This is a genomic window from Ruegeria sp. HKCCE4148, assembly GCF_017872495.1.
Classification (GTDB): Bacteria; Pseudomonadota; Alphaproteobacteria; order Rhodobacterales; family Rhodobacteraceae; genus Ruegeria.
The window spans coordinates 64,404-89,629 of the sequence record NZ_JAEDOS010000009.1; the positions used below are offsets into that span (position 1 = coordinate 64,404).

The following is a 25,226-nucleotide window of genomic DNA, read 5'->3' on the forward strand; positions in this document are numbered from 1 at the left end:
ATGAAGAAAATCGGCATTCTCGGCGGGGTGGGCTGGGCCTCGACCGTTGACTACTACCGCGCCATAGCCGAAGGGGCCGGGCGTCACTTCGCGGAACGCGGCCATGGCTCACCTTTACCGATCCCCCCGATGACCATCGAATCTGTCACTCAAGCCAGAACGCGAGCCCTGCGCGGTGTCGCTGGGGATGAGGCCAGCTGGGCGGATTTTGACTCAGTGTTCCGCGAAGCCCTGCTGACCTTGGAACGCGCGGACTGCGATTTCGGCATTATTGCGTCCAACACACCCCATGCACGGCTTCACGCGATCCGTCGGGGCGTATCCATGCCGATCCTCAGTATTTTCGACGCAACCGCCGAAACCACGGCGCGGACCGGGGCACCCAAGGCTTTGGTGCTTGGAACGACTGTAACGATGCAGGCCACCAACTATGCTGAACGTTTGGCCGCCGAAGGCATCACGGCAAATAGTCGCCTGCCCGAGTCCGAAATCTTTGAAATGCAAGCCATGATCGACAGCGACTTCTATGGCGGTGCGTCTGATAACGCTCGGGCACGATTGCTTGACTTCTGTAACAAGCACGCAAGTCCTGGCACCGCGATCTTGCTGGCATGTACCGAGTTGCCATTGGCCTTTCCGGCCCATCTGGACGATCCCGTGTTCGAGGCTGACGGGCACCTGTTCGTCAATCCATCTGCCGCGCATGTCACCGCCGCCCTCAAGGAAGCGCTAACCGGCACTTGAAGTGCTCTTCTTAGGTTCAAGCATACTTTCAGCGTCTGTAGTCGCGTGTGATCACGGCAACCAGGTTACCTCGCACCCGACGCGATCAAAGAAATCCATCAAATCGGCGCGGGACATCGCAACAGTGCGATCATTAACCAATGGGTGCATGTAAACCACATCGGTCTGCCGGGCCGCAGCGTCCATGAAGAACCGCACCTCATTCTGAACGCCGTTGATCATCGCCAACGGGCTAACCGCGCCGGGACGTATGCCAAGGTTTTGCAACAACCGGTCTGCCGAGCCGAAAGACAGGTTACCGACACCCAGCTCCGCACCCAGTGCTTTGAGGTCGATTGCCCGGTTCTGCTCGAGCGTTACCAAATAATTGCGTTTTTTCTTGTCGCGCAAATACAGGTTTTTGACCCTTAATGCGTTTTCACCGGGAACCATGAACTGATCTTCGACCGCCTTCGAGTCTTCGACCGTGCGCAACGGGACATGCGTGTGCAGACGATAGGCCAGCCCCCAGTCATTTAGCTGCGCCAGCAACGCATCAGAGCTCAAAGGTAATGTGTCCTGAAAAGCGGATGAAGCGTCCATCCCGGCCTCCTTGCGAAAGTTTCAAGGGCAGTGCCATAGAACGACCCCGCCTGCAATCAGTGGCCCAGAAGCTCAAGCTTGTCGGCATACGCAAGATCGTTTGTAAGCTGCCTATCCTTTCGACACAGGCAAAGAACGCTGCGCTTTGCTTCAACGAATTCTGAAAAGGCTGTAGTGTTCCGTCATGAAAATCAAGCGCAATACCCCTGACCAGTTGATCCTTTCAAACACGCCTTGGTTCATCGGCATCACACTGGTCCTCTTCATACTCGCCTTTGTATGTGCCGGCCTGTTCATGGCCAGTAAAGGCGGCGAGGGCATTTGGTTCGGCCTTTTCTTCGCAGTCTTCGGGGGTGGCATGGGTCTTGGTGCCTTCTGCACCTTTGTGAGGCGGGTTCAGATTGTACTGGACCGGCAAAAAGACAGTGTTCTGATCCGCCGCCAGTCGGTGTTCGGCTATAAGGCCGTGGAACACAAACTGTCCAACCTGTCTCATGCCGAAGTTGAAAGCACGACGTCCAGAAGCAACAAAAGCACTTCGCGGATGTATCGGACCGTCCTTGTACTGGATAAGGGAATGAGCGCTGGTCGCCACCCTATTGTCGAAGCCTTTGTTAGCGGGTCGGGTTCTCATCGGCTGGCTGAGGCAGTAAACAATTGGCTCCCTGCGTCCAAACAGAACAACCACAACCTAGGCGTAGGTTAACGGGCAAACCCGCTTTCCAGCCACAAACGTTCTTCAGGTGAGACCATTTCAGAGATACATGTGTCATACTTGGCCATGTCATCAGACGTCAGCTTGCCTTCCCACTTGTTGCTGGTGCCCGATGAAAAAAACTGTGCAAAGTCGTGGAACCCACTGGTGAACCCGGGCGTTTGCTCAAGGCGTTTTGCGTTGTTTTTCATCGACCCGAAACTGCCCGCCTCGGCGATGTCCTTGATCAATTGCGGCCCAATCTCGATATCCATGATGCGGGCAAGCCGTGCGACTTGCCCAGGCAGATCGCGGCTGAGTTCGGCGTAATGCAGAAAATGAATGTTGGGCAAATCGCGATAGGCCCAAAAAGACCTGAAGTGATGAACAAAAGATCTGAGGGTCAAGTCATCCGTACCTTTTGAAGAAGCGGGGCGATCCAGAAACATTGCAAAAGCTTCCGAAAGATCTTCTGGGAATAGGTAATCCAGCCAATCGTCCTTCATGTTTTCAACATGCCGGCGCAGTGAGAAATGAACGTCGACGGGATGGCGATGCACAACCAGATACTGCGCATCGGGTGAGAATTTTATTCCATCCAGCGGGGTATGTGTCTTGATGCAGCGCCGATGGGTTTGTGCGTCCAGTGTATTTGCTTGCTCAACACGGTCGCGAAAGCCGCAATCCAGCCAAGGTGAGATCTTGTTGTCGTAAACGCTAGGGTCAGCGGTTTGCGTGATCAGCATTCGCACCAGAGTCTGCGTCCACGTGGTGCCGCATTTTGGCGGAGTGCACACAAAGACATCGTCTGGCCGTATCTCGAACCCGGACCAGATATCGGTGTTTGTCACCTCGCCAACATAGTCGGTTGTCTTTTGAGGAAGATCCTCCCTCATCGCCCCCTCCCCAAGCTTGTTTTGATCAGAGTACATTACACCAGCAGGCTTCACATAGCTTATCTTGACTCACCCGGCCGCAAGGCGTAAATGACCGCCAAACATCCGGAAGCCTTTCGATCTTCCGGTCCCTTGAGTCGTTCAGGGATCGCCCCCCACCAGCGAGTTTCGCCCGTGGGGGAAATTGTGTATTTAACCGGTGTTTCCTACGTAGGAAGTGCCACAATATAACCGGCATAGGAGGCCGAAGGCATGTTTGAAAATCTATCCGAACGCCTCTCTGGCGTCTTTGACCGGCTGACCAAACAGGGCGCTCTGTCCGAAGAAGACGTCAAGACCGCCCTGCGCGAGGTCCGGGTTGCGCTGCTTGAGGCCGACGTCTCGCTGCCAGTAGCCCGCGCTTTCGTCAAAAAGGTTCAGGAACAGGCGACCGGCCAAGCCGTCACCAAATCGATCACCCCTGGCCAGCAGGTCGTGAAGATCGTGCATGACGCGCTGGTCGATACCCTGCGCGGCGAAGAAGACCCCGGCAAGCTGAAGATCGACAACCCGCCTGCCCCGATCCTGATGGTCGGTCTGCAAGGCTCGGGTAAGACGACGACCACCGGTAAGCTGGCTAAGCGCCTGAAAGAGAAAGAGGGTAAGAAGGTCCTGATGGCCTCGCTCGACGTCTATCGCCCGGCCGCGATGGACCAGTTGGCTGTTCTGGGCACTCAGGTCGGCGTCGATACTCTTCCGATTATCCCTGGTCAGAAACCGGTCGATATTGCCAAGCGCGCCAAGCAGCAGGCGACTCTGGGTGGGTACGACGTCTACATGCTCGATACTGCGGGCCGCCTGCACATTGACGAAGTCCTGATGGACGAGGTCGAGCAGGTCCGCAACGCGGTTGACCCGCGCGAGACCCTTCTGGTCGTCGACGGCCTTACCGGTCAGGTCGCCGTTGAAGTGGCCGAAGAGTTCGACGCAAAGGTCGGCATCTCGGGCGTGGTTCTGACCCGCATGGACGGTGACGGACGCGGCGGTGCGGCGCTGTCGATGCGCGCGGTCACCGGCAAGCCGATCCGCTTTGTTGGTCTTGGCGAAAAGATGGACGCGCTCGAAACCTTCGAGCCGGACCGGATCGCCGGTCGTATTCTGGGCATGGGCGACATCGTTGCCTTGGTCGAAAAGGCCCAGGAAACGATGGAGATGGAACAGACCGAGCGCATGATGAAGCGCATGGTCAAAGGTCAGTTCAACATGAACGACCTGAAAATGCAGCTGGAGCAGATGATCCAGATGGGCGGCATGCAGGGCATGATGGGCATGATGCCCGGCATGGGCAAAATGGCCAAGCAGATGGATCAGGCCGGTCTGGACGACAAGATCCTGCGCCAGCAGATCGCCATGATCCAATCCATGACCAAACGCGAACGCGCCAACCCTCAGCTATTGCAGGCGAGCCGTAAGAAACGGATCGCGGCAGGCTCGGGTATGGAGGTCAGCGACCTGAACAAGCTGCTCAAGATGCATCGGCAGATGTCGGACATGATGAAAAAGATGGGCAAGATGGGCAAAGGCAAGATGCTGAAACAAGCCATGAAAGGCATGTTCGGCAAAGGTGGCCCGTCGCCCGAGGAAATGGCCGCAGGCATGGACCCCAAGGCGCTGGAACAAGCGGCCAAGGCGATGGGTGGCAAGATGCCCGGCGGCCTACCCGGATTGGGTGGCGGTATGGGTCTGCCGCAGGGCCTCAGCGGGTTCGGCAAGAAAAAGTAAATGACGGCCCCATCGGCATATCCCTGGGAGGCTCCGGCCACCGGTCCTGCAGCCGCGCTGTCTGCGCGGTTGGGTGCTTTGGTGCCGCGTATCGAGACCACTCGTCTGCTGCTGCGCGCGCCTGAGTTGCGGGATTTCGGGGATTATGCCGAAATTCTGATGTCTGATCGTGCACGCTTTATGGATGGCCCATTTGATCGCAATGGCGCGTGGCAGGATTTCACCCAATACGTGGCAGGATGGATTTTGCGCGGCGCGGGTGTGTGGACAGTTGAGGATAAGGCGACCGGAACTGTCACGGGATTTGTCTCGGTCGCTATGGAGTTCGGCGATCAGGAACACGAACTGGGTTACATGCTGACCGCTGAAGCCGAAGGCCAAGGCATCGCAACCGAAGCAGTGGCTGCCGTGCGTAGCTTTGCGCTCGATACACACGACCTGCCTTCGCTGGTCAGTTATGTCGATCCCGACAACGCGAAATCCGCAGATGTCGCACGGCGCGTGGGTGCAACTCGGGACGCGCAAGCCGAAAGCGTATTCAACGAGCCCGTTCACGTTTACCGTTATGTCTCATCGGACAATGATGGCGGAATGGAGGCATACGCATGACCTCGTTCACTATCCCCACCATCGAGACCGAGCGCCTGATCCTGCGCGCGCCACATCTGGACGATCTGCCTGCGATGACCGCGTTCTTTGCGACTAAGCGCAGCCATATGGTCGGCGGACCCAAGGATGAGCTTGGCAGCTGGGACTCCCTCGTGAAACGCCTTGGACATTGGGCTCTTAAGGGCTTTGGCCTGTGGCACCTGACCGAAAAGTCCAGCGGCGCATTTGTTGGATGGGCCGGTATGATCGATGCCCCCGGCTGGGCCGAGCCCGAGCTGGGCTGGACCCTTATGGCCGAGGCCGAAGGCAAAGGGCTGGGATTTGAGGCGGCGCAGGCGGCACGCGACTATGCAGCGCGGCAACAGGGGCTGAACGGCGTGATCTCGTACATCGCCCATGCCAACGACCGCTCGCGCGCTTTGGCAGAACGCCTTGGAGCCACGCTGGAGCTTGAAAATGCCGAGCTACTGGGCAAACGCGCCCAGATCTGGCGTCACCCGCAGATTGACCTGACCACCGAAAGGACCGGCCAATGACCAACCCCGTGACACAGGCTGCCACGCTGTTGAAAGAGCATCGCGAAAGCATCGATCGACTGGATGCGATCCTTGTCTATACGCTGGGCGAGCGGTTCAAACACACGCAGGCCGTTGGCAAGCTCAAGGCCGAACACGACCTTCCCCCGTCCGATCCTTCGCGTGAAGCGGCACAGATCGCACGGCTAGAAGACCTGGCGAAAGAGGCCGATCTGGACCCCGACTTCGCCAAGGCTTTCCTGAATTTCATCATTCAGGAAGTCATCCGACACCATAAGAAACATCAGAACTAACCGGCGCCTACGCCGGCTCAACAAAAGACACGCCTCCGGCGTGATGCCATTCAAAGGAGATACCACCATGGCAATGAAAATTCGTCTCGCCCGCGGCGGCTCGAAAAAGCGTCCCTTCTATCGCATCGTGGCTGCTGACAGCCGCATGCCCCGCGACGGCCGTTTCATCGAAAAGCTGGGCACCTACAACCCGCTGCTGCCGAAAGACAGCGAAGAGCGCGTGAAAATGAACATGGAGCGCATCCAGTACTGGCTGGATCAGGGCGCTCAGCCCACCGACCGTATTGCACGTATGCTGGAAGCTGCCGGTACCCGTGAAAAAGCCGAGCGTAACAACCCCAACAAGGGCACCCCGGGCAAGAAAGCTCAGGAACGCGCGGAAGAGAAAGCTGCAAAGGCTGCTGAAGCTGCCGAAGCGGCGGCTGCACCGGCTGAAGAAGCGGCTGCAGAAGAATAAGCAGGCAAGCGCGTGCGGGATCAGACTTTCACCGACGATTTTCGCACGCAGTTTGACCTGTTGTTGCGGCTCCGGCGTGATGTGCGCCGGTTCCGCACCGATCACGTGGACGAGGCAGTGCTGTTGCGCTGCCTCGACGCATTTCAACTGGCCCCTTCGGTGGGGCTCAGCGAACCCTGGCGCGTGATCCGCGTAGAAAGCGAAGCGGCGCGATCCGCCGCGCTGAAGAATTTTCAAACCGCCAACGATGATGCGCTGGCGGGGTATTCCGGCGACAAGGCGCAGCTTTACAGCCGCCTGAAACTGTCCGGAATGCAAGAAGCCCCGGTGCAACTGGCCGTCTTTTGCGATGACAGTACCGACAAGGGCCTGGGGCTGGGTGCGGGCACGATGCCCGAGATGCGGCGCTATTCGGTCGTTTCTGCCATAACGCTATTCTGGCTTGCGTTGCGGGCCGAAGGATTGGGGCTGGGTTGGGTATCGATCTTGAACCCTGACCAAATGACTCGTGATCTGAATGTTCCCGCAGACTGGCGCCTGATCGGATATTTCTGTGTTGGCTGGCCGGAACGAGCCTCGGACACGCCAGAACTGGAGCGGGTTGGTTGGGAAAGCCGGGCTGACGGCCTGACAATCGAAACACGGTAAGGCCTTATGTTCGCATTGATTCGACTTCCCATTTTGCTGCTGATCGCCTTTATTGTCGGCGTGTTCTTTGAACGCAGCAATCAACGCGAGGCCTGCGAAGGCCTTGGCGAATGGAGAAACGGGATTTGTTTGACAACAGGCGCGTCCAATGAGTGATCTGATCTGCGTCGGCAGCGTTGCGGGGTCTTACGGCGTACGCGGCGAAGTGCGCCTGAAAAGCTTTTGCGCCGTGCCCGAAGATATCGAACACTACTCTCCGTTGACAGATGAGACCGGCGAACAGCGTTATCCGGTTGTTTTGACGCGCACCATCAAAAACGGGTTTGCGGCACGTCTGGGCGGGGTCGAAACCAAGGAAGAAGCCGATGCGCTGAACGGTCTGCGCCTGTTTGCGCGGCGCGATCAGTTGCCTTCGTTGCCCGATGATGAGTTTTATCACACCGACCTGATCGGGCTTGAGGTCTATGACACCGGCGGTACGCTGCTGGGCAAGGTAAAATCCGTGCAGAACCACGGCGCCGCGGATTTGCTGGAACTGCATGGGCTAGGCTTGAAATCAACGGTCCTGCTGCCCTTTACGCTGCAAGTGGTGCCGACTGTGGATCTGGAGCAAGGCCGCATCGTGGCTGACCCGCCCGAAGGTCTGATCTGATGCGACGCATTTTGCTGCATCTGGGCCTGCACAAGACAGGCATGGCCGCAGCACAATCGTTTCTGCACGAAAACCGCAGATTGATCTGGCCCCGATTTGCCCTGATTCTGCCCTACAAGACCCGCAAGGCCGGGCTGAACGAGGCCGCCACCCGCCATTCTATCTATAGGCTGGACGCAACGCTGGCCGGATTTGGCGGTCAGGTTCAAGCCTTTCTGAATGAACTGGATTTTGGTGAGCGCCGGGGGCTGATCCTGAGCGAGGAGAACTTTCTGGGCCTGCGCCCCAGCAGGAACCGCGACGAGGGGTATGCTGCTGCTCCGGAACTGGCCGAAACGCTGGTCAGCGTGCTGCACCGACGATTTCTGGGCGACGAAGTCGATATCACCATCTACCTGTCACTGCGCCAGCGCGATGCATGGCTGTACAGCCTTTGGGCACACGACCTGCAGCAATCGCGGTTGGTGCAGGACCTGGATAGCTTCCGTGCTGACCTCGCGCACCTGCCTGCATTGCAGGAAACCGCAGACCGGATCAAAGACCGGCTGCCTTCCGTCACCTTTCAAACCGAATGGATGGAGCAATTTCAGGATCATCGCTTTGGCGCAGGTGCATCATTTGTTAGTTTCCTCGACCTGCCACCCGATAAAACATCGCAACTCGTGGGCCCCACACATTCAACCCCCAGCTTTTCTGCCGAGGTGTTGCAAGAAATGCTGGCGCTGAACCGTTCGACACTGGACGAAGCTGCTCTGATCACCCAGAAGAGGGCTCTGATTCAAACCGCCCAGACCGAGCTGGCCCGCCAGATATGACAGACACACCCCAAAAATCCCATGGTCGAAAGGCGATCCGACCGACCTTGAAACCGCGCGAGCTGATGACCTCGACCCCGGATTTGCACGGCGTCTGGAAAGCCAAGATCATCACGCTGTTTCCCACCGCCTTTCCCGGAGTGCTGGGCGAAAGCCTGACCGGCAAGGCATTGCAGGAAGGGTTATGGCAGCTGGAAACCGTGGACTTACGGCAGTTCGGCGTCGGCAAGCACCGCAATGTCGATGACACACCCGCTGGCGGCGGTGCCGGGATGGTGCTGCGTGCAGATGTTCTTGGTGAAGCTATTGAACATACGATGGCGGGTGTACACGGCAATTGGCCGCTTATCTACCTTAGTCCGCGCGGGCGGCGCATGGATCAGCGCATGATGCAGAACCTTGCCCGATGTGACGGCATGACCCTCCTGTGCGGTCGTTTTGAAGGCGTGGACGAGCGCGTATTGGAACATTACGGCGTTCAAGAAGTGTCTCTGGGCGATTTCGTGATGACCGGAGGTGAAATTGCAGCGCAAGCCCTGATCGACGCAACGGTTCGTCTGATCCCCGGCGTTTTAGGCAATCAGGCATCGACCGAGGAGGAGAGTTTTTCCTCGGGTCTGTTGGAGCACCCTCAATATACACGTCCGGCAGACTGGAAAGGTCGCCCGATCCCCGAGGTACTGATGTCTGGCCATCATGGCCGCATTGCGGAATGGCGCCATAAAATGTCAGAAGACATCACGCGTGAAAGACGCCCCGATATCTGGACAGAGTATCTGAAAACCACCTCGGAAACCGGAGACTAAGGGCACACAATGTGGCGAGGATGCCGCAGCTTCAATGTTTGTCGACTTGCCATTTGAAGTTGAACGCACCTCAAAATATTCACCTTTAAGGCCCATAAGAATCGTGGGTTGCTTAAAGTGAGTCTGTCGACATTATGAAAAAGTTATTGCTTGGCGTTGTGCTGGCTGTTTCAGCCTGCACCACAAAGCCGCTTGGGATGTCTGTTCCTACACAAGCTGGCCATAATCTGCACTCGGCGCGGGTGGCGGTCGATTCCTGTTCTCAGGAAGCGGATGAAGGTGGAAACAGCGCCGTCATTGGCGGCTATACGACCAATATCCTTCTTTGGGGGATCATTATCGGGCCTGCGGTTACGGCCCCGTTTCAAGACGAGTTGCGCGTGCAGGGTGAAATTGATCAGGTCGACCGTTGCCTGCGTGAACGCGGCTTTGAACGCCGCGAGCTCAACGCGGGTGAATCCTTCTGGCTGCGCAATGCCTATGGTGAAGAACGTGAGCGGCGGCTGGACCACCTGGTCAGCGGCGGTACGATTGAAACCTACCGGACACCGAACACCTAAGACTTGGCCTTCCATCTGGCCCAGTTTTCCGGTGTGCCGTTAAAGGTGTTGATGTCGACCCTGCCTTGAACACCTGGCACCAGCCCGGTGCCAGTGTACTGCCAGAACCGCCAAACGGTGCGCGGATAGACCTCGCGCGGGTGGCCGGCGACCGACCTCAGCCAGAATTCGGTTTTGGGCAGGCGGCCTATGTCGGTGTCTTCGAAGAAATCAACAGTGGTATAGACAATCGGGCGACGGCCATAGTGCCGTTCCAGAATATCCAGAAACCGCTGCGCTTCGGCCCGGACGGTTCTGCCATCTGGCCGCAGCGTGCAGGTTTTCGAATGGGGCGTCCACTCCATGTCCAGCACGTGTGGAAGGTCAGCCCCTTTGGGAACGTTCTTGATAAACCAGCGCGCCTGCTCGCGCGCTGAACGACAGAAATAATAGTAGTGATAGGCTCCCCAGGGCACTCCGGCGGCCTGCGCGCCGCGTCGATGCTCATCGAACATCGGATCGGCTACATCTCCGCCCTCGGTTGCTTTCATGAAAACAAAACTCACACCCGATGCTTTGGCCGTGCGCCAGTCTATAGGTCCCTGCCAGCGCGACACGTCCAGACCGTGGACAGGGTATAATCCGGGGTGCCGTCCCTCCCAGTCATGGGGGTCGGCGTCGCCAAAATCGGGATAGATTATAGAAGGGGCCGTCCGGTCCACGACCTGCGTGGGTTCTACCGTCTGCGGTTGCGGGCCACTGCGCCCGCAAGATACCAGCATTGCGGCCGCCACCGCCATAAGCAAAGCCAATCGCATCCTTGAAGTCCTGTTCAAAATTCTGCTCTTTCAATTTGCCTCAGAATGCCCGATCTGCGGGCTAAGGCAACGCTGCAATTTGTGACTGGCGGATTCCCACCTGTGCCACGCTGGAAATCTGTGCGATTAGCTCTTGATCCCTGCGCGCAATCCCCTTAAACGACCGCAATCCGGTGCCGCATCATGCGACTCCGGTGTTTTGGTTTGCATCACGGCGTGACGCTCAGCTTTCTTCGGCCGGGACGTGTCAGATCAGACCAGATCCAAGGAACAGTCGATCTGATCTCTGGCGGGCTGCGTGCAGGACCCGGTGAAGACCAAGAGCTCTCAGGCCGTGCCCAAACTTCGTGGACCAACCACGAGCAGATAGGAGTACCTGCGATGGACCTGATCGCACAGCTTGAGGCGGAACAGATTGCCGCCTTGGGGAAAGACATCCCCGATTTCAAAGCCGGTGACACCATCCGTGTCGGCTATAAGGTGACCGAAGGGTCGCGCACCCGTGTGCAGAACTACGAAGGCGTCTGCATCGCGCGCAAGAACGGCGAAGGCATCGCCGGTTCGTTCACCGTTCGCAAAATCTCGTTTGGCGAAGGTGTGGAGCGTGTGTTCCCGCTGTATTCGACCAACATCGACAGCATCACCGTTGTCCGCCGTGGCCGCGTTCGTCGCGCCAAACTGTACTATCTGCGCACCCGTCGCGGTAAATCCGCACGTATCGCAGAAGTCACCAACTACAAGCCCAAGGCTGGCGCCGAAGCGTAAGGAACGGAAAGATGAAAAAAGACATCCATCCCGATTATCACGTCATCGACGTCAAAATGACCGATGGCACAGTGGTTCAAATGAAATCCACCTGGGGCGCAGAAGGCGACCAGCTGGCTCTGGAAATCGACCCTTCCGTGCATCCGGCATGGACCGGTGGCTCGTCGCGCCTGATGGACGCCGGCGGCCGCGTGTCGAAGTTCAAGAAGAAATACGAAGGTCTGGGCTTCTAAGCTTGACTGGATTGAATTGCAAAGGGCCGCACCATTGGGCGGCCTTTTTTCTTGCCTGCGATGTGTCCGAATTCATCCGAAGACGTAGAAGCAAAGCTTGTTGCCGTCTGGGTCCCGCACATAAGCACCGTAGAACCGATCCGGTACGCGCTGCCCGGGCTCGCCTTCATCCGTCGCACCAAGGCTGATGGCCTTGTCATACATTGTGGTAACGGCCTCTTTTGTGTCGGCAGCGAAAGACACCATATTGCCATTCCCTGATGCGCAATCATTGCCATCATACGGCTCGCAAACGGCCAGCATCGGTGCCGCCGGATTATTGCCGATAAATGCAATGCGACCAGCGTCGATCAGAACTTGCGCGCCTTTGTCCTCGAACAGCGAAGTGTAGAATGTCTTGGCGGCGTCCATGTTGGAAACACCAATGGTTACATATCCGATCATATGCGGAACCCCTTCGAATACTGGATGGTTTCCGGGGCATAGTCCGCCAGCCACCGGACGGTTACAAGTCACGAAACCGGCATCGGTCAGATGTCAAATCCAATACGACAGCGCCACCGGCAGAACCAGTATTGTCGCCAGCGTCGAGACCAGAATATAGCCTGCCACATCGGGCCCGTACTCCGGGACATGCTGATCGATGAAAAGATAGGTCGCCACCGAAGATGGCATCAGGCAGCACAGGATCACGGCACCTCGTTCCGGCCCTGTAAATCCGAAAAACCAGATTAATGCACCGGCAATGACAACTGCCATCGCCAAATGTAGCAGCGTCAAAAGGATCGACCGCCCCAGGGTTTTAACCCGCAACGTCGCCAGGGTATGGCCCAGCGTCAGCAGCATCAGCGGGATCGACAGCCCGCCCAGAATATCAAACGACTTCAAAATCGGCTGAGGCAGGCTGGTATCTGTCGCCATAAGGATCAGCGAAAGCGCCACGGCATAGATGATCGGGGACGTGGCCAGCTTCTTGGGCGAAAACTCCCCGGCAGGAATCCACATGCCCAAGGTGAAGATGCTGATCAGCACGACCACCACAAACGCCATGGTATAAGCCATGCCCGCATCACCCAATGCCAGCAGAGTAATCGGCAAACCGATATTGCCGACATTTCCGTGCATCAAAGGCGTCAGAAACGCCCTGACCGGCAGGCGCAGGGCCTTCAGGGCAACAAAACCCAACACGCCAAACCCCGCCACTGCCAAAGCGGCTGCGGTCATCACGTCCAGAAAGGTGCCCACCGCCAGTTTAGTGGTCGACAAGTGCGAGATGATCAGTGTTGGGTAGCCGACTTTTGAAACGATCCCACCGATCACCTTGCTGTCAAAGGGGGCATGAATCAGTGCAAGCCCAAAACCGATCCCGGCACAGATCAAAACCGGCAAAACCACGTTCAAGACGTTCAGGAACAGGTGTTCCAAGCCAAATTCTCCCTGCCAGACCTGCATGTGGACTGTGAATCAGAGCTGTTGCATTGACAAGTGCCCGCCTGTAACCCGCGCAGCACGCAGGGTTTTCCAAAATAGGGTCTGATATTGCCCGAAACCGCCGCTTGAGGTTCTTTTCTTCCCAACCCACACAACATATAGTGGGTGTCAACAACGTGTAGTGAAGCACGGCGGGACTTGGGAATACAAGCATGGCACATATCATTGTGGTCGGGAACGAAAAGGGTGGCGCAGGCAAATCGACCGTGTCGATGCATGTGGCCACCGCGCTGGCCCGATTGGGACACAAGGTCAGCACACTTGATCTGGACCTGCGTCAGCGCAGCCTGGGACGTTATTTTGAGAACCGCAACAACTTCCTCAAAAGCTCGGACCTGACCCTGCCCAGCCCGCGCCATCACGACCTGCCCGAGATCGACGCTGCCACGCTGAAACCTGGTGAGAATATCTATGACCACCGCCTGTCCGCCGCCGTATCACAACTGGAAAGCGACAGCGATTTCATCCTGATCGATTGCCCGGGCTCTCACACCCGGCTCAGTCAGGTGGCACATTCGCTCGCTGATACGCTTGTCACGCCCTTGAACGACAGTTTCATTGATTTCGACCTGCTGGCGCGGATCGATTCGAAGGGTGAGAAAATCCTAGGACCATCGGTTTATTCCGAAATGGTCTGGAACGCGCGGCAGTTGCGGGCGCAGGCCGGGCTGAAGCCGATCGACTGGGTTGTGGTCCGCAACCGGGTCGGCACGCAGCGGATGGTCAACAAGGAAAAGATGCAGCGCGCAATCGAGATGCTGTCGCAGCGCATCGGCTTTCGCGTCGCCTCGGGCTTTTCCGAACGGGTCATCTTCCGCGAGTTGTTCCCACGCGGCCTGACCCTGCTGGACCTCAAGGACATCGGCGTCAAGCAGTTGAACATCTCAAACATCGCCGCCCGCCAGGAACTGCGCGATATGATGAAAGAGCTGAACCTGCCGGGTGTGGAGATTGATTTCTAAGCGGCTACCGTTTTGATTGGTTTGCGCAACCAACCGGCTTTTGGCAGTTGCAATGTTCGTACCAGATCTGGAGTTAGGAAGCCCCTAATTCAGAACACGACGCTCATCGCCGACTCCACGGCGTGAACACCTATTCCGACGACAATTCCTACGAAGATCAGTCCGACAATCGCGTTGATAACGGATAAAATCCGGCTGGCAGATTTCATCGGCTTAAAGTCACCGTAGCCAACCGTGGTTACGTTTATGAACGCATGATAAAGGCTCACTCCGGTGGACCAGCCTTCGATCCTGCCAATCCATTGCCCCAGCGCACATATAGATACCAACAAAAACAGCAAAATCGGCGACAGATATATCAGGTCCTGAAAGAAGACTGACAAGAAGGTGCATATATAGCTGACGTCACAACCCATGGCGAAGCTCTCCTTCTCCGTGTCGCGCGGCCTAGTTGAACACCAGCGTCTTAACAGGAAGCAAAATGGCCTGTGCGCGCAAGACTATGGCGTTCGCTATGCCCATCCCGTCCACAATCCGTGCAACAAAAGCCGAAAACCCGGTGATTTTCCCCGCGTCTATTTCTTTTGCGCGGCTCGTGTAGGCAACGCCAACGCACGCACTTCCTGGCGGGATGTCTTCCAGATGTTTAGGGAAAATTGGCGCAAGGAAAGCTGTAACCGTTCCGGGCCGCGCACGATCCTGTTGGTCAAGCAGAGCATCACCGGGTCGAAACTGCCCCGCAGCAATCGCATTTTGCACGTCGTCCACCACCATTGGGATTATGGTCAGGGGTTTGGACGCACAGGTAATTTCCACTAACATTCCCGGCTTGAGCACACTGACCGAAATCTGACCAAAAGCCGCAATAAGGCGACCCTGCCCTGAGACTTCGGGAACCAGAATTCCTGCAGGGCGCAGAATTGGATTCACGATGTCACCTGGCTTCAACAAAAACTGTGTGACGGTCCCGTCTACTTCGGCAAAAACAGTGGATTTAGAGATTTCGTTTTCGGCCTCAGCCAAAACAGCACGCGCACTTTCAAGCTGCGCAGGAAGCAGAGTAGATTGGCGCAGTTTAGCGCCGTCAAGGGCTGCAACTGCAGCTGCGCGCTGACTTTCGGCACTGGACACAGCGGTTTGCAAACGCTCCAATTCCTGCTCACTTACAACTGTGTCGTTGCGCTCCGCGAGTTCAAGGCGGCGATCCAAATCGCTGGTCGCCTGAGCAAGATTCGCTTCCGCCGAACCAACCCGTGCCTCAGCACCCGCGATCTCGGTTGCTGTCAGTCCCTGCGCTGCCTCGATTTCTTCTATGCGTCGCTGTGCAGTTTCTGCCGCAGCTTCCTGCCGCGTCGTGTCCAACCGGAAGATTGCCTCACCCGCTTTTATCGTATCATTGTTCGCGACATAGACCTCCGAAACCCGGCCCCCGCGATCAGAAAGAATAGTTACCGTGCGAAATGCTGCGGAGACGTTCCGCGTGGACGGATGAAAATAGAAAATCACGGTGATCAAAGTGATTGCCAGGATTGCACAGGCCGTCAAACCCCAACGCAATTCATACCAGACATTGAACAGCGTGATTTCATGGCCCCATCGCTTACCCTGCTTGTAACGCCTGTATAGGTAATCCGGGACGATCGTGATCAGGGCAGAAAAGACCAGCTCAAGCATCCTGGCTCTCCGAGAGATCCACGTCACTCTTGAGCGGGAGTATTTCGTGCAAAGGTACGGCAGCGATTAGAATTGCCGCGATCCAAAACGCATTGTTAAGTGTAAACAGAGAAATCAACCCCAGCACACCAACCAATTGCATTTGAACTTTATGAGCACCTGCTGCCATGCGGTCGGGAATGGCCTGCACGGTAAAGTAGAGTGCGCCGAAACCAAGCAGCACAACAACGAGCAGAATTCCCACCACGATCAGAAAGCCATCCGTCTCGCCCGGTGGTGTCACCCAGAAGGGGAGTCTGGCCATCGCCTCATCAGAAATAGAGCTGCCCAAAAGAACCTCCTGTTTCTCAATGATCTGATGCAAGGACAAACGATTGAAATCAAAAAGATCAATCTTGCCCAAGCCTGTGAAGAACCCTCAACACTTTTTAGCCGCCAGTCTCCATTGCGTAAGAGACGGACGCCAAGCTTCTTCTACCGGTTCAAACAATGAAAAGAGAGAGGGATAAGAATGGCCGCTTCGGGCTTAAAACGAAGTTTCAATCGGCGTGGGATGAACCAACTGGTGAATACACCGTGAACAACTCTTTCGGCTCATTCACGCCGCGCAGCATGTAGCGACCGACCGAGACAAGTTCTTGCTCACAGGGTTGCGCGGCGCGGGCGACGTCGTCCGAGATCAGGATCCTCTGACCCAAAGATCGGTGCATTCCGGCAATACGGGAGGCCTGGTTGACGGCAGCACCGATCACGGTGAAATCCAGCCGTGTCTCGGACCCGATATTGCCGTAGAGAATTTCACCCGAATGCAAGGCCAGCGTATAGTTTGCCACTGGCAGACCCTGCGCCTGACGTCTGGAGTTCAACTCATTCATGCGCGATTGCAACAACGGCACAGCGCTCAGCGCGGCACGGGCATCTTCGTCGATCTCGCCGACATCAAACATGGCCATCACGCCGTCACCCATGAATTTCAGGATATTCCCGCCGTTGTCATGCACCACTCCTACCGCCACGGCCAGATAGTCGTTCAGCATATCGATGATCTCGTTCCCCGGCAGATCCTCGGACAGGGTGGTGAAGCCCTCTAGGTCGAAATTCCAGATTACCGCATCTATTTGTTGCAGCGACCCTCGCCGGATTTCGCCCGACAGAACCCGGCGACCGGCATCTCGGCCCAGATACACTCGCAACAGATCCTTGGTCAGGTTCTGGTTCTTGGCGGATTTAAGCGCCAACCCCAGATGCGGCAGGACGGTATGAATTTGCCTCAAGTCGCTGTCGTCGAACCCGGTTGGTGCGTCGCTGGTCCAAGACATCAGAACGCCATCACTGACCTTTTTTGCGCCGTTGGGGCGGATTTGCTTAACCCCTTCAAAAGACAGGCCCGTAGCATAGTAATCCGTCGCCCCAATTTCCCGCAGATCATTGAGCAAGGGAAAGCGACTAGGCTCGTTATGATCAACCAGCTTGACCCGGATTTCATCCAGATCCTCGTGCAACAGGGCATACAATGGGCTTCGCTGCCAGACTTCACTGGGCGTATCTGTATTCTCGAACCTCTCGGATTCACCACCCGCGCCGTTGTACCAGCTATAGCCGGTGCCGCCGTAAACCGGATGCAGGGTAGATTGCGCCGCGTGAAACCGCATCAAAGGTATGCCCATATCGACAAGCCGGGTGCAAAACCCTTCCAGCAATTCTTCTTGCCCGGCGCCTTCAAGCCCCTTGGCGACCAGCCAATCGATCAGGTCGTGTGCGGGAATCGAAGAAGAGTCCTGAGAAGTCATTTAAATATCCGTATCAAGCATGACCCCCATCTGGGGGCGACACGCATCAATTGCCAGTGGTCAGTCCAAACCAGCCAGTCTTTGCAGCATTTTACGCAGCAGAGCAGCTTCTTCCGCATCGAATAGGCCCGACAGTTTTGCATCATAGGCGGCGGCGACGCCATGCAGATCACGATACACGGTTTGCCCCGTCGGTGTTAGAGTCAGCCATTCCGCCCGCCGATCTCCTTCGTCGCGTGTGCGTTTCAGATACCTTCTCTGTTCCAGCTTGGCGACCGCGCGGCTGATTTTGGTTTTGTGCATTCTGGCGCGCTCGCAAATCTCTTTAGCCGTCATCTCACCGAATAGCCCAAGGTGAAACAGCACCCGCCATTCGGTTCTGAGCATCCCGTAACGGCCTTTATAGACGCTCTGAAACTCCAACGAGGCATGCTCGGCCGCCTGGTTCAGAAGGAAAGGCAGAAAATTCTGCAGATCAAACTCATCATTTTTTTTGGATTCTTCGTGTGTCATGCTTGTTAGTTACAAAATCAACTATTACCCGACAAGCAGCAACGGAGGAAAACACCATGAATCGTCCGAGTGATCCACATATGCTGACGCAGGCTGCAACGCCGGTCGGCACACATGCCGGCTATATGCCCGGCTTTGGAAACGACTTTGAGACCGAGGCCCTGCCCGACGCGCTGCCACAAGGGATGAACAGCCCACAACGGTGCAACTATGGCCTTTACGGAGAGCAGCTGAGCGGCACCGCCTTCACTGCGAACCCGCCCGAACGCACTTGGTGTTATCGCATTCGCCCGTCGGTGAAGCATTCACATCGTTACGAAAAAATCGACCTCCCCTATTGGAAATCGGCACCGTGCATCGACCCCGATGTGATCAGTCTGGGTCAGTATCGCTGGGATCCCGTCCCACATTCTGATGAAGGTCTGAACTGGATGACCGGGATGCGCACGATGACCACGGCGGGGGACGTGAACACGCAAGTGGGCATGGCCTGTCACATCTATCTGGTCACCGAATCCATGGTGGATGACTACTTCTTCTCAGCCGATTCCGAGCTGTTGGTTGTTCCGCAGGAGGGACGCCTGCGTTTTGCGACCGAGCTGGGCATCATCGATCTGGAACCCAAAGAGATCGCGATCATTCCGCGTGGTCTGCTTTACCGGGTCGAGGTTCTGGAAGGCCCCGCGCGCGGTTTTGTCTGCGAAAACTACGGGCAAAAGTTCGAGCTGCCGGGCCGTGGCCCGATTGGCGCAAACTGCATGGCCAACCCGCGCGACTTCAAAGCGCCCGTAGCTGCGTTTGAAGATCGCGAAACCCCGTCGACCGTGACGATCAAATGGTGCGGCCAGTTCCACACCACCAAGATCGGACACAGCCCGCTGGATGTGGTTGCATGGCACGGCAACTATGCGCCCTACAAATATGACTTGCGCAATTATTGCCCGGTTGGCGCGATCCTGTTCGACCATCCCGACCCGTCGATCTTTACGGTTCTGACGGCACCCTCTGGCCAGCCTGGCACGGCCAATATCGACTTTGTTCTGTTCCGCGAACGCTGGATGGTGATGGAGGACACGTTCCGCCCGCCGTGGTACCACAAAAACATCATGTCGGAATTGATGGGCAACATTTACGGTCAGTATGATGCAAAACCACAGGGCTTTGTGCCCGGTGGCACAAGCCTGCACAACATGATGATCCCGCACGGCCCCGACAGGGAAGCCTTTGACAAAGCATCATACTCCAACCTGGGGCCGGACAAGCTGGACAAGACGATGTCGTTCATGTTCGAAACCCGCTTCCCGCAGCATCTGACGCCATTTGCCGCCACCGAAGCGCCGTTGCAGGATGATTATATCGACTGCTGGACATCGCTGGAGAAGAAGTTCGACGGAACGCCGGGTAAGAAATGAGCTTGGATATCTGGTTCACCTATGTGGCAACAGTCCTGCTGCTGATGAGCACACCGGGACCCAGCCAGTTGCTGATGTTGTCAAACTCGGCCACCAACGGGCTTCGGCGCGGGTTGTTCACCGCTGCCGGAGATCTGACGGCGAACTTCCTGCAGATGTTGGCAGCAGGGCTGGGTCTGGCCGCCCTGATTGCCACATCCGCAACCGCGCTGACCGTCATCAAATGGCTTGGTGTGGCCTATTTGGTTTACCTTGGTGTCAAACAGATCCTCAAGGCGCGCGTATCTGAAGCGCAAACCGCGCCCAAGGCAAGTCGCAAATCGCTTTGGATGCAGGGGTTTATTACCTCTGCCGCGAATCCCAAAGCCGTGGTCTTTTTTGCAGCGCTGTTCCCACTGTTCATTGACGGAGCACTGCCTTTCTGGCCGCAATTCACCATTCTTTCGGCCACCTATCTGGTCATGGACGGGATGTTCCTGACCGCATATGGCGGCAGCGCAAGTTGGCTGGCCCGCCGTTTGCAAGGTCCTGCAAAGCTGTGGCTTGACCGCATTGGCGGCAGCTTCATGATCCTGGCTGCTATCTTGTTGGGGCTGAAATCCCTTCGCCCCTCAACTTAACCAACAAAACAGGGACATCGTATGCCTCTAATGACATCCTGGGTGACGTCGGCCAATGACGCGACACACCCGTTCCCACTGAACAACCTGCCTTATGGAGTCTTCTCGACCGAGGGCGACGATCCGCGCTGCGGCGTGGCCATTGGGGACATGATCCTCGACGTCACAGCTGCCGAAGCCGAAGGGTTGATCACCCTGAGCGATGAGCCTCTGTTCGACATGCCGTTCTGGAACCCGTTGATGGAGGAAGGCCCCGCCGTCTGGGCCGCCCTGCGGGAACGTCTGATCAGCCTTCTGGCCGAGGGCTCGGACGAGCAGAGCAAGGTTGAACCACTGCTTGTCAAACAAGACGACGCCGAGATGCACCTGCCCTTCGCGGTCAGCGAATACACCGATTTCTATGCAGGCCGGAACCATGCCTTCAACGTAGGCACCATGTTCCGGGGGCCGGAAAACGCGTTGCCGCCAAACTGGCTGCATATTCCCATTGGGTACAACGGGCGCGCGTCTTCGGTCGTGGTATCGGGCACGGATATCCGCCGCCCATGGGGGCAGCTAAAAGCGCCCGACCAAGAGCTGCCCGCCTTTCTGCCCAGCCGCCGTTTTGACATCGAGCTTGAGATGGGCGCGATTGTCGGCACCCCTTCGGATGGCCCAATCTCGGTGCAAGAGGCGGACGACAATATCTTTGGCTACGTCCTGCTGAACGATTGGTCTGCGCGTGACATCCAGGCCTGGGAATACCAGCCGCTGGGCCCGTTTCAGGCCAAGGCCACCGCAACCTCGATCAGCCCTTGGATTGTCACCAAGGCAACGCTGGAGCCATTCCGCTGTGACACGCCTGCACGTGAGTTCGAGCTACTAGATCACCTGAAAGACTGTGGCCCGATGCTCTATGATATTGATCTGTCGATCACCATGGCACCCGCAGGGCAGCCTGCTACGACAATTGCACAGACCAACTACAACCAGATGTACTATTCCGCCGCGCAGCAACTGGCCCATCACACGACATCCGGCTGTCCGATGAATGCAGGTGATTTGCTGGGCTCGGGCACCATTTCCGGACCAACCAAACCTGAACGCGGTTCGTTGCTGGAACTCAGCTGGGGCGGAAAGGAACCTCTGACGCTGGACGGCGGTGAAACCCGCAGCTTCATCGAAGATGGCGACACGCTGACCTTGACCGGCGCGGCCAAGGGCGATGGTTACACAATCGGCTTCGGTGATTGTGTTGGCACCGTCTTGTCCGCTCTTGAAAACCCATACACACTTTAAGGAACCCATCATGGCCAGAGCATTCGCGTCCCAGGGGGACATGTCGGAGAAAAAGATCAGCTTCACCGAGGTGGGCGAAGGGCTCTATGCCTTTACGGCCGAAGGCGACCCGAACTCGGGCGTCATCATCGGCGATGACAGCGTGATGATTGTCGAGGCGCAGGCGACACCGCGTCTGGCCAACAAGGTGATCGAGTGCGTTCGATCAGTTACAGACAAGCCGATCACGCATGTGGCCCTGACCCACTACCACGCTGTACGCGTTCTGGGCGCAAGCGCGTTTGGCGCTCAGCAAATCCTGATGTCAGACATGGCGCGCGCCATGGTCGTGGAACGCGGGCAAGAGGATTGGGACAGCGAGTTCCAACGCTTCCCACGTTTGTTCGAAGGGCATGAAAGCATCCCCGGTCTGACCTGGCCCACCACCACGTTCAGCGACACAATGACCGTCTATCTGGGAAACCGTCGCGTTGACCTGATGCATCTGGGCCGAGCCCACACTGCCGGGGACATCGTAATTCATGTGCCAGATCAGAACGTGATGTTCACAGGCGACATAGTTGAATATCACTCGGCCTGCTATTGTGGTGACGGGCATTTCAGCGACTGGGGTGACACGCTGGATGCGATCAAATGGTTCGACGTGGATGCAATTGCACCAGGTCGCGGCGACGCGCTGGTTGGTAAGGACATGGTCAATGCGGCCATTGAAAACACCCGCGATTTCGTCAGCAGCACCTACCGCCCGGCCGCCAAGGTGGCTGCACGCGGCGGCAGCCTGAAGGAAGCCTGGGACGCCGTACGCGCCGAGTGTGATCCGAAATTCGCTGACTACGCAATCTACGAACACTGCCTGCCCTTCAACGTCGCCCGCGCCTATGACGAGGCACGCGGCATCGACACACCCCGCATCTGGACCGCCCAGCGCGACCTTGAGATGTGGGAAGCCTTGCAGGGCTAAGGAAAAACGGCTCGGTTTGATCCAGATCGTTTTACGCGTCTGGATAAAATGAAACCATAAGCCAAGGCCTCCGGCGCCTGTCGCCGGGGGCAGGACATGCCGCACATTGGTGCATCTGCTTGGGGGAGCCCATGAACAAGATCTTTGAAACGCCGCTTTACGGCTATGAACGCAGCCCGGACCAAGACAGCCCCACGCCCGTCAGGCACAAGGTCATCGTGATTGGTGCCGGTCCGGTTGGATTGGCCGCCGCGATTGATCTGACCCAACAAGGTGTCGAGGTTGTGGTTCTGGACGAGAATGACAAGGTCAGCTTCGGCAGTCGCGCCATCTGTTTTTCTCAACGTACTTTGGAAATTGCCGACCGCCTGGGATGTGGACGCCACTTGGTCGACAAAGGCGTCATGTGGGATCGTGGCAAGGTCTACTTTGATGATCGTCAGGTCTATGACTTCAACCTGCAACCGGATGAAGGCTATGCCAACCCCGCCTTCATCAACCTGCAGCAATACCACTTTGAAAACTACTTTGTAGAACGTGTACGCGAGCTGCAGGCAGAAGGCGCACCAATTGAAATTCGTGGCCGCAACAGGGTCGAGGCCATTGGCACGCACGAAGATCACGTTCGACTTGAGGTCGAAACCCCCGAAGGTCCCTATACGATTGAGGCCGAGTGGCTGATCGCCTGTGACGGAGCAACCTCTCCCACCCGCCGGATGCTGGGTATCGATTTCGAAGGGCGCGTGTTCGAAGACAACTTCCTGATCGCTGATGTAATCATGGACGCCGATTTCCCATCGGAACGCTGGTTCTGGTTCGACCCACCGTTCAATCGGGGACAATCTGCGCTGCTCCATAAACAGCCTGACAACGTCTGGCGCATCGATCTGCAACTGGGGTGGGATATCGACAAAGAACGCGAAAAGCGCCCCGAGAATGTGATCCCCCGCCTAACGGCGATGCTGGGCGACGACGTGGATTTTCAGCTGGAATGGGTCTCGATTTATACCTTCCAGTGTCGCCGCATGGAAAGCTTCCGCAAGGGGCGTGTTCTGTTTGCGGGCGACAGTGCGCATCAGGTCAGCCCCTTTGGCGCACGCGGGGCAAATTCGGGCCTGCAAGATACCGACAATCTGTGCTGGAAACTGAAGCTTGTGCTCGACGGCAAAGCGCCTGAAAGCCTGCTGGACAGCTACAACGCGGAACGTGTGTACGGGGCAGACGAAAATATCCAGAAATCCAGCCGGTCCACCGATTTCATCACGCCAAAATCCGAGATGTCGCGGGTTCTGCGCGATGCGGTTCTGGATCTAAGCGAAAAGTATGAATTTGCCCGACCACTGGTGAATTCCGGGCGCTTGAGCCAACCCTGCACCTATGACGGGTCTTCGTTGAACTCGGCCGATGCGCTGAACGGCCCAGCCTGCACACGCCCGGGGTCGGCCTGCCCGGATGCCCCGCTGGGCGATGAATTCCTGCTGCCCAAGCTGGCGGGCAAATTTACCTTGCTGACCATTGATGCCGATGCCCCAGACACTCTGGAAGAGGATGGGATTGAGGTCACTCGGCTGGCGTTGTCGGTCAAAGACGATCTGACGCTGGCTCTCAAACGTCGTTACTTGGGTGATGCAACCAGCGCTGTGTATCTGATCCGCCCGGATCAGCACGTGGCCGCTCGGCGGGACAGCTTTGAAGAAAACAGTTTCCGTCATGCGATCCGCAGAGCTTGCGGTAAGGAGTAAGCGCAATGTCAGACTTGATCCTAACCCCCAATTTCGACAACGCCGACGACTTTTACGCCACCCTTTTGGCGGCGCATGAAGGGCTTGAGAAAGCCGACAGCGACGCGCTGAACGCCCGACTGGTGTTGGTACTTGCCAATCACATCGGAGACGGCACCGTTCTGTCTGATGCCATCCGCGCCGCTGCTTTGTCCAACGATTGACAGGATCCCGTGTGAGCGAAGTTGTCCTCTTTGACTATTGGCGGTCTTCGGCCAGTTATCGGGTGCGGATCGCCCTGAACTTGGCCGGGATCGACTATGACTCGGTTGTTGTCGATCTGGTAGGCGGCGAACACAAGAGCACTGAGCATTTGTTACGCAATCCGCAAGGGTTTGTGCCAGTTCTGGAAATTGACGGGCTGCGATTGACGCAATCGTTGGCCATCCTTGAATATCTGGATCAAACCCGAGGTCTTGGCCTTTTGCCATCCGACCCGGTGCAGAAGGCAAAAGCTCAGGCGTTGGCATATGCGATTGCAGTCGATATTCATCCGGTCTGCAACCTCTCGGTTGCGCGACATGCGACCTCGCTCAGCACTGACGCCGACGACATGCCCGGAGATTGGATGCGGCACTTCATCCGGCCCGGCTTGCAAGCCTTTGAGACCATGTTGGGCACGTTTGAACAGGCCCCTTATTGCGTCGGTTCGCAGCCTGGCCTCGCTGACCTCTGCCTGATCCCTCAACTCTACAACGCACGCCGCTGGCAGGTGGACCTGTCGGACATGCCACGTGTTCTGGAGGTTGAAACAGCCTGCGCTAGTCATCCGGCCTTTGTTGCAGCGCACCCTGACGCGCACGCCCCCCAATAACACTGCACAAGCACTGTGTGCTTGTGCGCCTAGTCGTTTTTCCTGTTTGACCTTAGCTTGGATACACCAAAGCTATGAGGTC

At 57.0% G+C, this 25,226-nt stretch carries 32 protein-coding genes; 22 read left to right on the forward strand and 10 right to left on the reverse strand.

From position 1 onward, the window contains the following. Entirely contained in the window at nucleotides 1–744 is a 744-nt protein-coding gene (locus I9187_RS18435; protein WP_171180850.1) for an aspartate/glutamate racemase family protein, read from the forward strand. Between the two features lie 51 nt (nucleotides 745–795). On the opposite strand, the gene I9187_RS18440 is transcribed toward I9187_RS18435, so the two are convergent. Further along, nucleotides 796–1,326: a prolyl-tRNA synthetase associated domain-containing protein gene (locus tag I9187_RS18440; RefSeq protein ID WP_171180851.1), complete on the reverse strand. Its 531-nt coding sequence runs from the start codon at nucleotides 1,324–1,326 to the stop codon at nucleotides 796–798. A 184-nt stretch (nucleotides 1,327–1,510) separates the two neighbouring features. Between I9187_RS18440 and I9187_RS18445 the strand changes: the two genes are divergently transcribed. Then, nucleotides 1,511–2,032 carry a hypothetical protein gene (locus I9187_RS18445; RefSeq protein WP_171180853.1) on the forward strand — a complete coding sequence of 174 codons (522 nt, stop codon included), beginning with the start codon at nucleotides 1,511–1,513 and terminating at the stop codon, nucleotides 2,030–2,032. On the opposite strand, the gene I9187_RS18450 is transcribed toward I9187_RS18445, so the two are convergent. Then, nucleotides 2,029–2,916 carry a sulfotransferase domain-containing protein gene (locus tag I9187_RS18450; RefSeq protein WP_171180855.1) on the reverse strand — a complete coding sequence of 296 codons (888 nt, stop codon included), beginning with the start codon at nucleotides 2,914–2,916 and terminating at the stop codon, nucleotides 2,029–2,031. The genes I9187_RS18445 and I9187_RS18450 overlap by 4 nt on opposite strands. A 252-nt stretch (nucleotides 2,917–3,168) precedes the next feature. On the opposite strand from I9187_RS18450, the gene ffh reads away from it, so the two are divergent. The 10 genes from ffh to I9187_RS18500 all read left to right on the forward strand — a co-directional run bounded on the left by ffh (nucleotide 3,169) and on the right by I9187_RS18500 (nucleotide 10,053). Next, complete coding sequence (gene ffh / locus I9187_RS18455) at nucleotides 3,169–4,677, forward strand: signal recognition particle protein (RefSeq protein ID WP_171180857.1); 1,509 nt, start codon at nucleotides 3,169–3,171, stop codon at nucleotides 4,675–4,677. After that, entirely contained in the window at nucleotides 4,678–5,286 is a 609-nt protein-coding gene (locus tag I9187_RS18460) for a GNAT family N-acetyltransferase (protein WP_171180859.1), read from the forward strand. It abuts the gene before it with no gap. Next, nucleotides 5,283–5,822 (forward strand): GNAT family N-acetyltransferase, encoded by a 540-nt coding sequence (locus I9187_RS18465; RefSeq protein WP_171238793.1) that lies wholly within the window; start codon nucleotides 5,283–5,285, stop codon nucleotides 5,820–5,822. The genes I9187_RS18460 and I9187_RS18465 overlap by 4 nt, the downstream gene beginning before the upstream one ends. Further along, the gene (locus I9187_RS18470; protein WP_050605269.1) at nucleotides 5,819–6,115 is read left to right on the forward strand and encodes a chorismate mutase; all 297 of its coding nucleotides are present in this window, start codon (nucleotides 5,819–5,821) and stop codon (nucleotides 6,113–6,115) included. Before I9187_RS18465 ends, I9187_RS18470 begins: the two co-directional genes overlap by 4 nt. A gap of 67 nt (nucleotides 6,116–6,182) precedes the next feature. Continuing rightward, nucleotides 6,183–6,572 carry a 30S ribosomal protein S16 gene (rpsP, locus tag I9187_RS18475; RefSeq protein ID WP_170388164.1) on the forward strand — a complete coding sequence of 130 codons (390 nt, stop codon included), beginning with the start codon at nucleotides 6,183–6,185 and terminating at the stop codon, nucleotides 6,570–6,572. Nucleotides 6,573–6,584: 12 nt separating this feature from the next. After that, nucleotides 6,585–7,220 (forward strand): 5,6-dimethylbenzimidazole synthase, encoded by a 636-nt coding sequence (gene bluB / locus I9187_RS18480; protein WP_209509766.1) that lies wholly within the window; start codon nucleotides 6,585–6,587, stop codon nucleotides 7,218–7,220. A 148-nt stretch (nucleotides 7,221–7,368) separates the two neighbouring features. Continuing rightward, nucleotides 7,369–7,872, forward strand: coding sequence for a ribosome maturation factor RimM (rimM, locus tag I9187_RS18485; protein WP_171180872.1), 504 nt, complete (start codon nucleotides 7,369–7,371; stop codon nucleotides 7,870–7,872). After that, nucleotides 7,872–8,687: a hypothetical protein gene (locus I9187_RS18490; RefSeq protein ID WP_209940290.1), complete on the forward strand. Its 816-nt coding sequence runs from the start codon at nucleotides 7,872–7,874 to the stop codon at nucleotides 8,685–8,687. Before rimM ends, I9187_RS18490 begins: the two co-directional genes overlap by 1 nt. Beyond that, a complete protein-coding gene (gene trmD / locus I9187_RS18495) occupies nucleotides 8,684–9,493 on the forward strand; it encodes a tRNA (guanosine(37)-N1)-methyltransferase TrmD (RefSeq protein ID WP_171180875.1) in 810 nt (269 codons plus the stop codon). The genes I9187_RS18490 and trmD overlap by 4 nt, the downstream gene beginning before the upstream one ends. 134 nt (nucleotides 9,494–9,627) lie before the next feature. Next, nucleotides 9,628–10,053, forward strand: a complete 426-nt coding sequence (locus I9187_RS18500) for a hypothetical protein (RefSeq protein ID WP_171238791.1) — start codon at nucleotides 9,628–9,630, stop codon at nucleotides 10,051–10,053. Here I9187_RS18500 and I9187_RS18505 read toward each other — a convergent pair. Then, entirely contained in the window at nucleotides 10,050–10,850 is an 801-nt protein-coding gene (locus I9187_RS18505; protein WP_171180879.1) for a GH25 family lysozyme, read from the reverse strand. The genes I9187_RS18500 and I9187_RS18505 overlap by 4 nt on opposite strands. A 381-nt stretch (nucleotides 10,851–11,231) precedes the next feature. Between I9187_RS18505 and rplS the strand changes: the two genes are divergently transcribed. After that, a complete protein-coding gene (gene rplS, locus I9187_RS18510; protein WP_170575547.1) occupies nucleotides 11,232–11,615 on the forward strand; it encodes a 50S ribosomal protein L19 in 384 nt (127 codons plus the stop codon). A gap of 11 nt (nucleotides 11,616–11,626) precedes the next feature. Then, complete coding sequence (rpmE, locus tag I9187_RS18515) at nucleotides 11,627–11,848, forward strand: 50S ribosomal protein L31 (RefSeq protein WP_050605278.1); 222 nt, start codon at nucleotides 11,627–11,629, stop codon at nucleotides 11,846–11,848. A 72-nt stretch (nucleotides 11,849–11,920) separates the two neighbouring features. Here the strand turns inward: rpmE and I9187_RS18520 are convergent, their stop codons facing one another. Together I9187_RS18520 and I9187_RS18525 are read right to left on the reverse strand one after the other, a co-directional pair. Beyond that, complete coding sequence (locus tag I9187_RS18520) at nucleotides 11,921–12,292, reverse strand: VOC family protein (protein ID WP_050605279.1); 372 nt, start codon at nucleotides 12,290–12,292, stop codon at nucleotides 11,921–11,923. 93 nt (nucleotides 12,293–12,385) lie between these two features. Further along, nucleotides 12,386–13,273, reverse strand: coding sequence for an AEC family transporter (locus I9187_RS18525; protein ID WP_171180881.1), 888 nt, complete (start codon nucleotides 13,271–13,273; stop codon nucleotides 12,386–12,388). A 218-nt stretch (nucleotides 13,274–13,491) separates the two neighbouring features. On the opposite strand from I9187_RS18525, the gene I9187_RS18530 reads away from it, so the two are divergent. Continuing rightward, on the forward strand, nucleotides 13,492–14,301 hold the full coding sequence (locus tag I9187_RS18530; RefSeq protein ID WP_171236198.1) for a division plane positioning ATPase MipZ: 810 nt from the start codon (nucleotides 13,492–13,494) through the stop codon (nucleotides 14,299–14,301). Between the two features lie 89 nt (nucleotides 14,302–14,390). On the opposite strand, the gene I9187_RS18535 is transcribed toward I9187_RS18530, so the two are convergent. The 5 genes from I9187_RS18535 to I9187_RS18555 form a co-directional block, all read right to left on the reverse strand. Beyond that, nucleotides 14,391–14,717: a potassium channel family protein gene (locus I9187_RS18535; protein WP_209509767.1), complete on the reverse strand. Its 327-nt coding sequence runs from the start codon at nucleotides 14,715–14,717 to the stop codon at nucleotides 14,391–14,393. A 31-nt stretch (nucleotides 14,718–14,748) separates the two neighbouring features. After that, nucleotides 14,749–15,975: a biotin/lipoyl-binding protein gene (locus I9187_RS18540; RefSeq protein ID WP_171180887.1), complete on the reverse strand. Its 1,227-nt coding sequence runs from the start codon at nucleotides 15,973–15,975 to the stop codon at nucleotides 14,749–14,751. After that, nucleotides 15,968–16,378 (reverse strand): hypothetical protein, encoded by a 411-nt coding sequence (locus I9187_RS18545; protein ID WP_171180889.1) that lies wholly within the window; start codon nucleotides 16,376–16,378, stop codon nucleotides 15,968–15,970. The genes I9187_RS18540 and I9187_RS18545 overlap by 8 nt, the downstream gene beginning before the upstream one ends. Before the next feature lie 136 nt (nucleotides 16,379–16,514). Then, entirely contained in the window at nucleotides 16,515–17,765 is a 1,251-nt protein-coding gene (locus tag I9187_RS18550; RefSeq protein WP_171180891.1) for an adenylate/guanylate cyclase domain-containing protein, read from the reverse strand. A gap of 60 nt (nucleotides 17,766–17,825) precedes the next feature. Next, nucleotides 17,826–18,278, reverse strand: a complete 453-nt coding sequence (locus I9187_RS18555) for a MarR family winged helix-turn-helix transcriptional regulator (RefSeq protein WP_171180893.1) — start codon at nucleotides 18,276–18,278, stop codon at nucleotides 17,826–17,828. Between the two features lie 56 nt (nucleotides 18,279–18,334). Here I9187_RS18555 and hmgA point away from each other — a divergent pair, with 56 nt between their 5' ends. The 7 genes from hmgA (at nucleotide 18,335) to maiA (ending at nucleotide 25,144) form a co-directional block, all read left to right on the forward strand. Then, a complete protein-coding gene (hmgA, locus tag I9187_RS18560; RefSeq protein WP_171180895.1) occupies nucleotides 18,335–19,690 on the forward strand; it encodes a homogentisate 1,2-dioxygenase in 1,356 nt (451 codons plus the stop codon). Next, nucleotides 19,687–20,310 (forward strand): LysE family translocator, encoded by a 624-nt coding sequence (locus I9187_RS18565; RefSeq protein ID WP_171180898.1) that lies wholly within the window; start codon nucleotides 19,687–19,689, stop codon nucleotides 20,308–20,310. The genes hmgA and I9187_RS18565 overlap by 4 nt, the downstream gene beginning before the upstream one ends. Before the next feature lie 21 nt (nucleotides 20,311–20,331). Continuing rightward, nucleotides 20,332–21,588 carry a fumarylacetoacetase gene (gene fahA / locus I9187_RS18570; protein WP_171180900.1) on the forward strand — a complete coding sequence of 419 codons (1,257 nt, stop codon included), beginning with the start codon at nucleotides 20,332–20,334 and terminating at the stop codon, nucleotides 21,586–21,588. A 10-nt stretch (nucleotides 21,589–21,598) separates the two neighbouring features. Further along, a complete protein-coding gene (locus I9187_RS18575; protein WP_171180902.1) occupies nucleotides 21,599–22,549 on the forward strand; it encodes an MBL fold metallo-hydrolase in 951 nt (316 codons plus the stop codon). A 131-nt stretch (nucleotides 22,550–22,680) separates the two neighbouring features. Then, nucleotides 22,681–24,291 carry an FAD-dependent oxidoreductase gene (locus I9187_RS18580; RefSeq protein ID WP_171180904.1) on the forward strand — a complete coding sequence of 537 codons (1,611 nt, stop codon included), beginning with the start codon at nucleotides 22,681–22,683 and terminating at the stop codon, nucleotides 24,289–24,291. Nucleotides 24,292–24,296: 5 nt separating this feature from the next. Continuing rightward, the gene (locus tag I9187_RS18585) at nucleotides 24,297–24,494 is read left to right on the forward strand and encodes a DUF2783 domain-containing protein (RefSeq protein WP_171180906.1); all 198 of its coding nucleotides are present in this window, start codon (nucleotides 24,297–24,299) and stop codon (nucleotides 24,492–24,494) included. An 11-nt stretch (nucleotides 24,495–24,505) separates the two neighbouring features. Next, nucleotides 24,506–25,144 carry a maleylacetoacetate isomerase gene (gene maiA, locus I9187_RS18590; RefSeq protein ID WP_171238787.1) on the forward strand — a complete coding sequence of 213 codons (639 nt, stop codon included), beginning with the start codon at nucleotides 24,506–24,508 and terminating at the stop codon, nucleotides 25,142–25,144. Nucleotides 25,145–25,226 lie beyond the last annotated feature (82 nt).

Excerpts from the sequence above, each read along its gene's own strand:
- I9187_RS18500 (WP_171238791.1), top strand. The coding sequence starts at position 9,628 with ATGAAAAAGTTATTGCTTGGCGTTGTGCTGGCTGTTTCAGCCTGCACC.
- rpmE (WP_050605278.1), top strand. The coding sequence starts at position 11,627 with ATGAAAAAAGACATCCATCCCGATTATCACGTCATCGACGTCAAAATG.
- I9187_RS18505 (WP_171180879.1), bottom strand. The coding sequence starts at position 10,850 with ATGCGATTGGCTTTGCTTATGGCGGTGGCGGCCGCAATGCTGGTATCT.
- I9187_RS18520 (WP_050605279.1), bottom strand. The coding sequence starts at position 12,292 with ATGATCGGATATGTAACCATTGGTGTTTCCAACATGGACGCCGCCAAG.
- I9187_RS18440 (WP_171180851.1), bottom strand. The coding sequence starts at position 1,326 with ATGGACGCTTCATCCGCTTTTCAGGACACATTACCTTTGAGCTCTGAT.
- I9187_RS18555 (WP_171180893.1), bottom strand. The coding sequence starts at position 18,278 with ATGACACACGAAGAATCCAAAAAAAATGATGAGTTTGATCTGCAGAAT.
- I9187_RS18435 (WP_171180850.1), top strand. The coding sequence starts at position 1 with ATGAAGAAAATCGGCATTCTCGGCGGGGTGGGCTGGGCCTCGACCGTT.
- I9187_RS18585 (WP_171180906.1), top strand. The coding sequence starts at position 24,297 with ATGTCAGACTTGATCCTAACCCCCAATTTCGACAACGCCGACGACTTT.
- trmD (WP_171180875.1), top strand. The coding sequence starts at position 8,684 with ATGACAGACACACCCCAAAAATCCCATGGTCGAAAGGCGATCCGACCG.
- I9187_RS18465 (WP_171238793.1), top strand. The coding sequence starts at position 5,283 with ATGACCTCGTTCACTATCCCCACCATCGAGACCGAGCGCCTGATCCTG.
- I9187_RS18530 (WP_171236198.1), top strand. The coding sequence starts at position 13,492 with ATGGCACATATCATTGTGGTCGGGAACGAAAAGGGTGGCGCAGGCAAA.
- I9187_RS18575 (WP_171180902.1), top strand. The coding sequence starts at position 21,599 with ATGGCCAGAGCATTCGCGTCCCAGGGGGACATGTCGGAGAAAAAGATC.
- I9187_RS18450 (WP_171180855.1), bottom strand. The coding sequence starts at position 2,916 with ATGAGGGAGGATCTTCCTCAAAAGACAACCGACTATGTTGGCGAGGTG.
- I9187_RS18445 (WP_171180853.1), top strand. The coding sequence starts at position 1,511 with ATGAAAATCAAGCGCAATACCCCTGACCAGTTGATCCTTTCAAACACG.
- I9187_RS18580 (WP_171180904.1), top strand. The coding sequence starts at position 22,681 with ATGAACAAGATCTTTGAAACGCCGCTTTACGGCTATGAACGCAGCCCG.
- I9187_RS18470 (WP_050605269.1), top strand. The coding sequence starts at position 5,819 with ATGACCAACCCCGTGACACAGGCTGCCACGCTGTTGAAAGAGCATCGC.
- ffh (WP_171180857.1), top strand. The coding sequence starts at position 3,169 with ATGTTTGAAAATCTATCCGAACGCCTCTCTGGCGTCTTTGACCGGCTG.
- rpsP (WP_170388164.1), top strand. The coding sequence starts at position 6,183 with ATGGCAATGAAAATTCGTCTCGCCCGCGGCGGCTCGAAAAAGCGTCCC.
- I9187_RS18550 (WP_171180891.1), bottom strand. The coding sequence starts at position 17,765 with ATGACTTCTCAGGACTCTTCTTCGATTCCCGCACACGACCTGATCGAT.
- I9187_RS18565 (WP_171180898.1), top strand. The coding sequence starts at position 19,687 with ATGAGCTTGGATATCTGGTTCACCTATGTGGCAACAGTCCTGCTGCTG.
- hmgA (WP_171180895.1), top strand. The coding sequence starts at position 18,335 with ATGAATCGTCCGAGTGATCCACATATGCTGACGCAGGCTGCAACGCCG.
- fahA (WP_171180900.1), top strand. The coding sequence starts at position 20,332 with ATGCCTCTAATGACATCCTGGGTGACGTCGGCCAATGACGCGACACAC.
- I9187_RS18460 (WP_171180859.1), top strand. The coding sequence starts at position 4,678 with ATGACGGCCCCATCGGCATATCCCTGGGAGGCTCCGGCCACCGGTCCT.
- I9187_RS18540 (WP_171180887.1), bottom strand. The coding sequence starts at position 15,975 with ATGCTTGAGCTGGTCTTTTCTGCCCTGATCACGATCGTCCCGGATTAC.
- rplS (WP_170575547.1), top strand. The coding sequence starts at position 11,232 with ATGGACCTGATCGCACAGCTTGAGGCGGAACAGATTGCCGCCTTGGGG.
- I9187_RS18490 (WP_209940290.1), top strand. The coding sequence starts at position 7,872 with ATGCGACGCATTTTGCTGCATCTGGGCCTGCACAAGACAGGCATGGCC.
- I9187_RS18535 (WP_209509767.1), bottom strand. The coding sequence starts at position 14,717 with ATGGGTTGTGACGTCAGCTATATATGCACCTTCTTGTCAGTCTTCTTT.
- rimM (WP_171180872.1), top strand. The coding sequence starts at position 7,369 with ATGAGTGATCTGATCTGCGTCGGCAGCGTTGCGGGGTCTTACGGCGTA.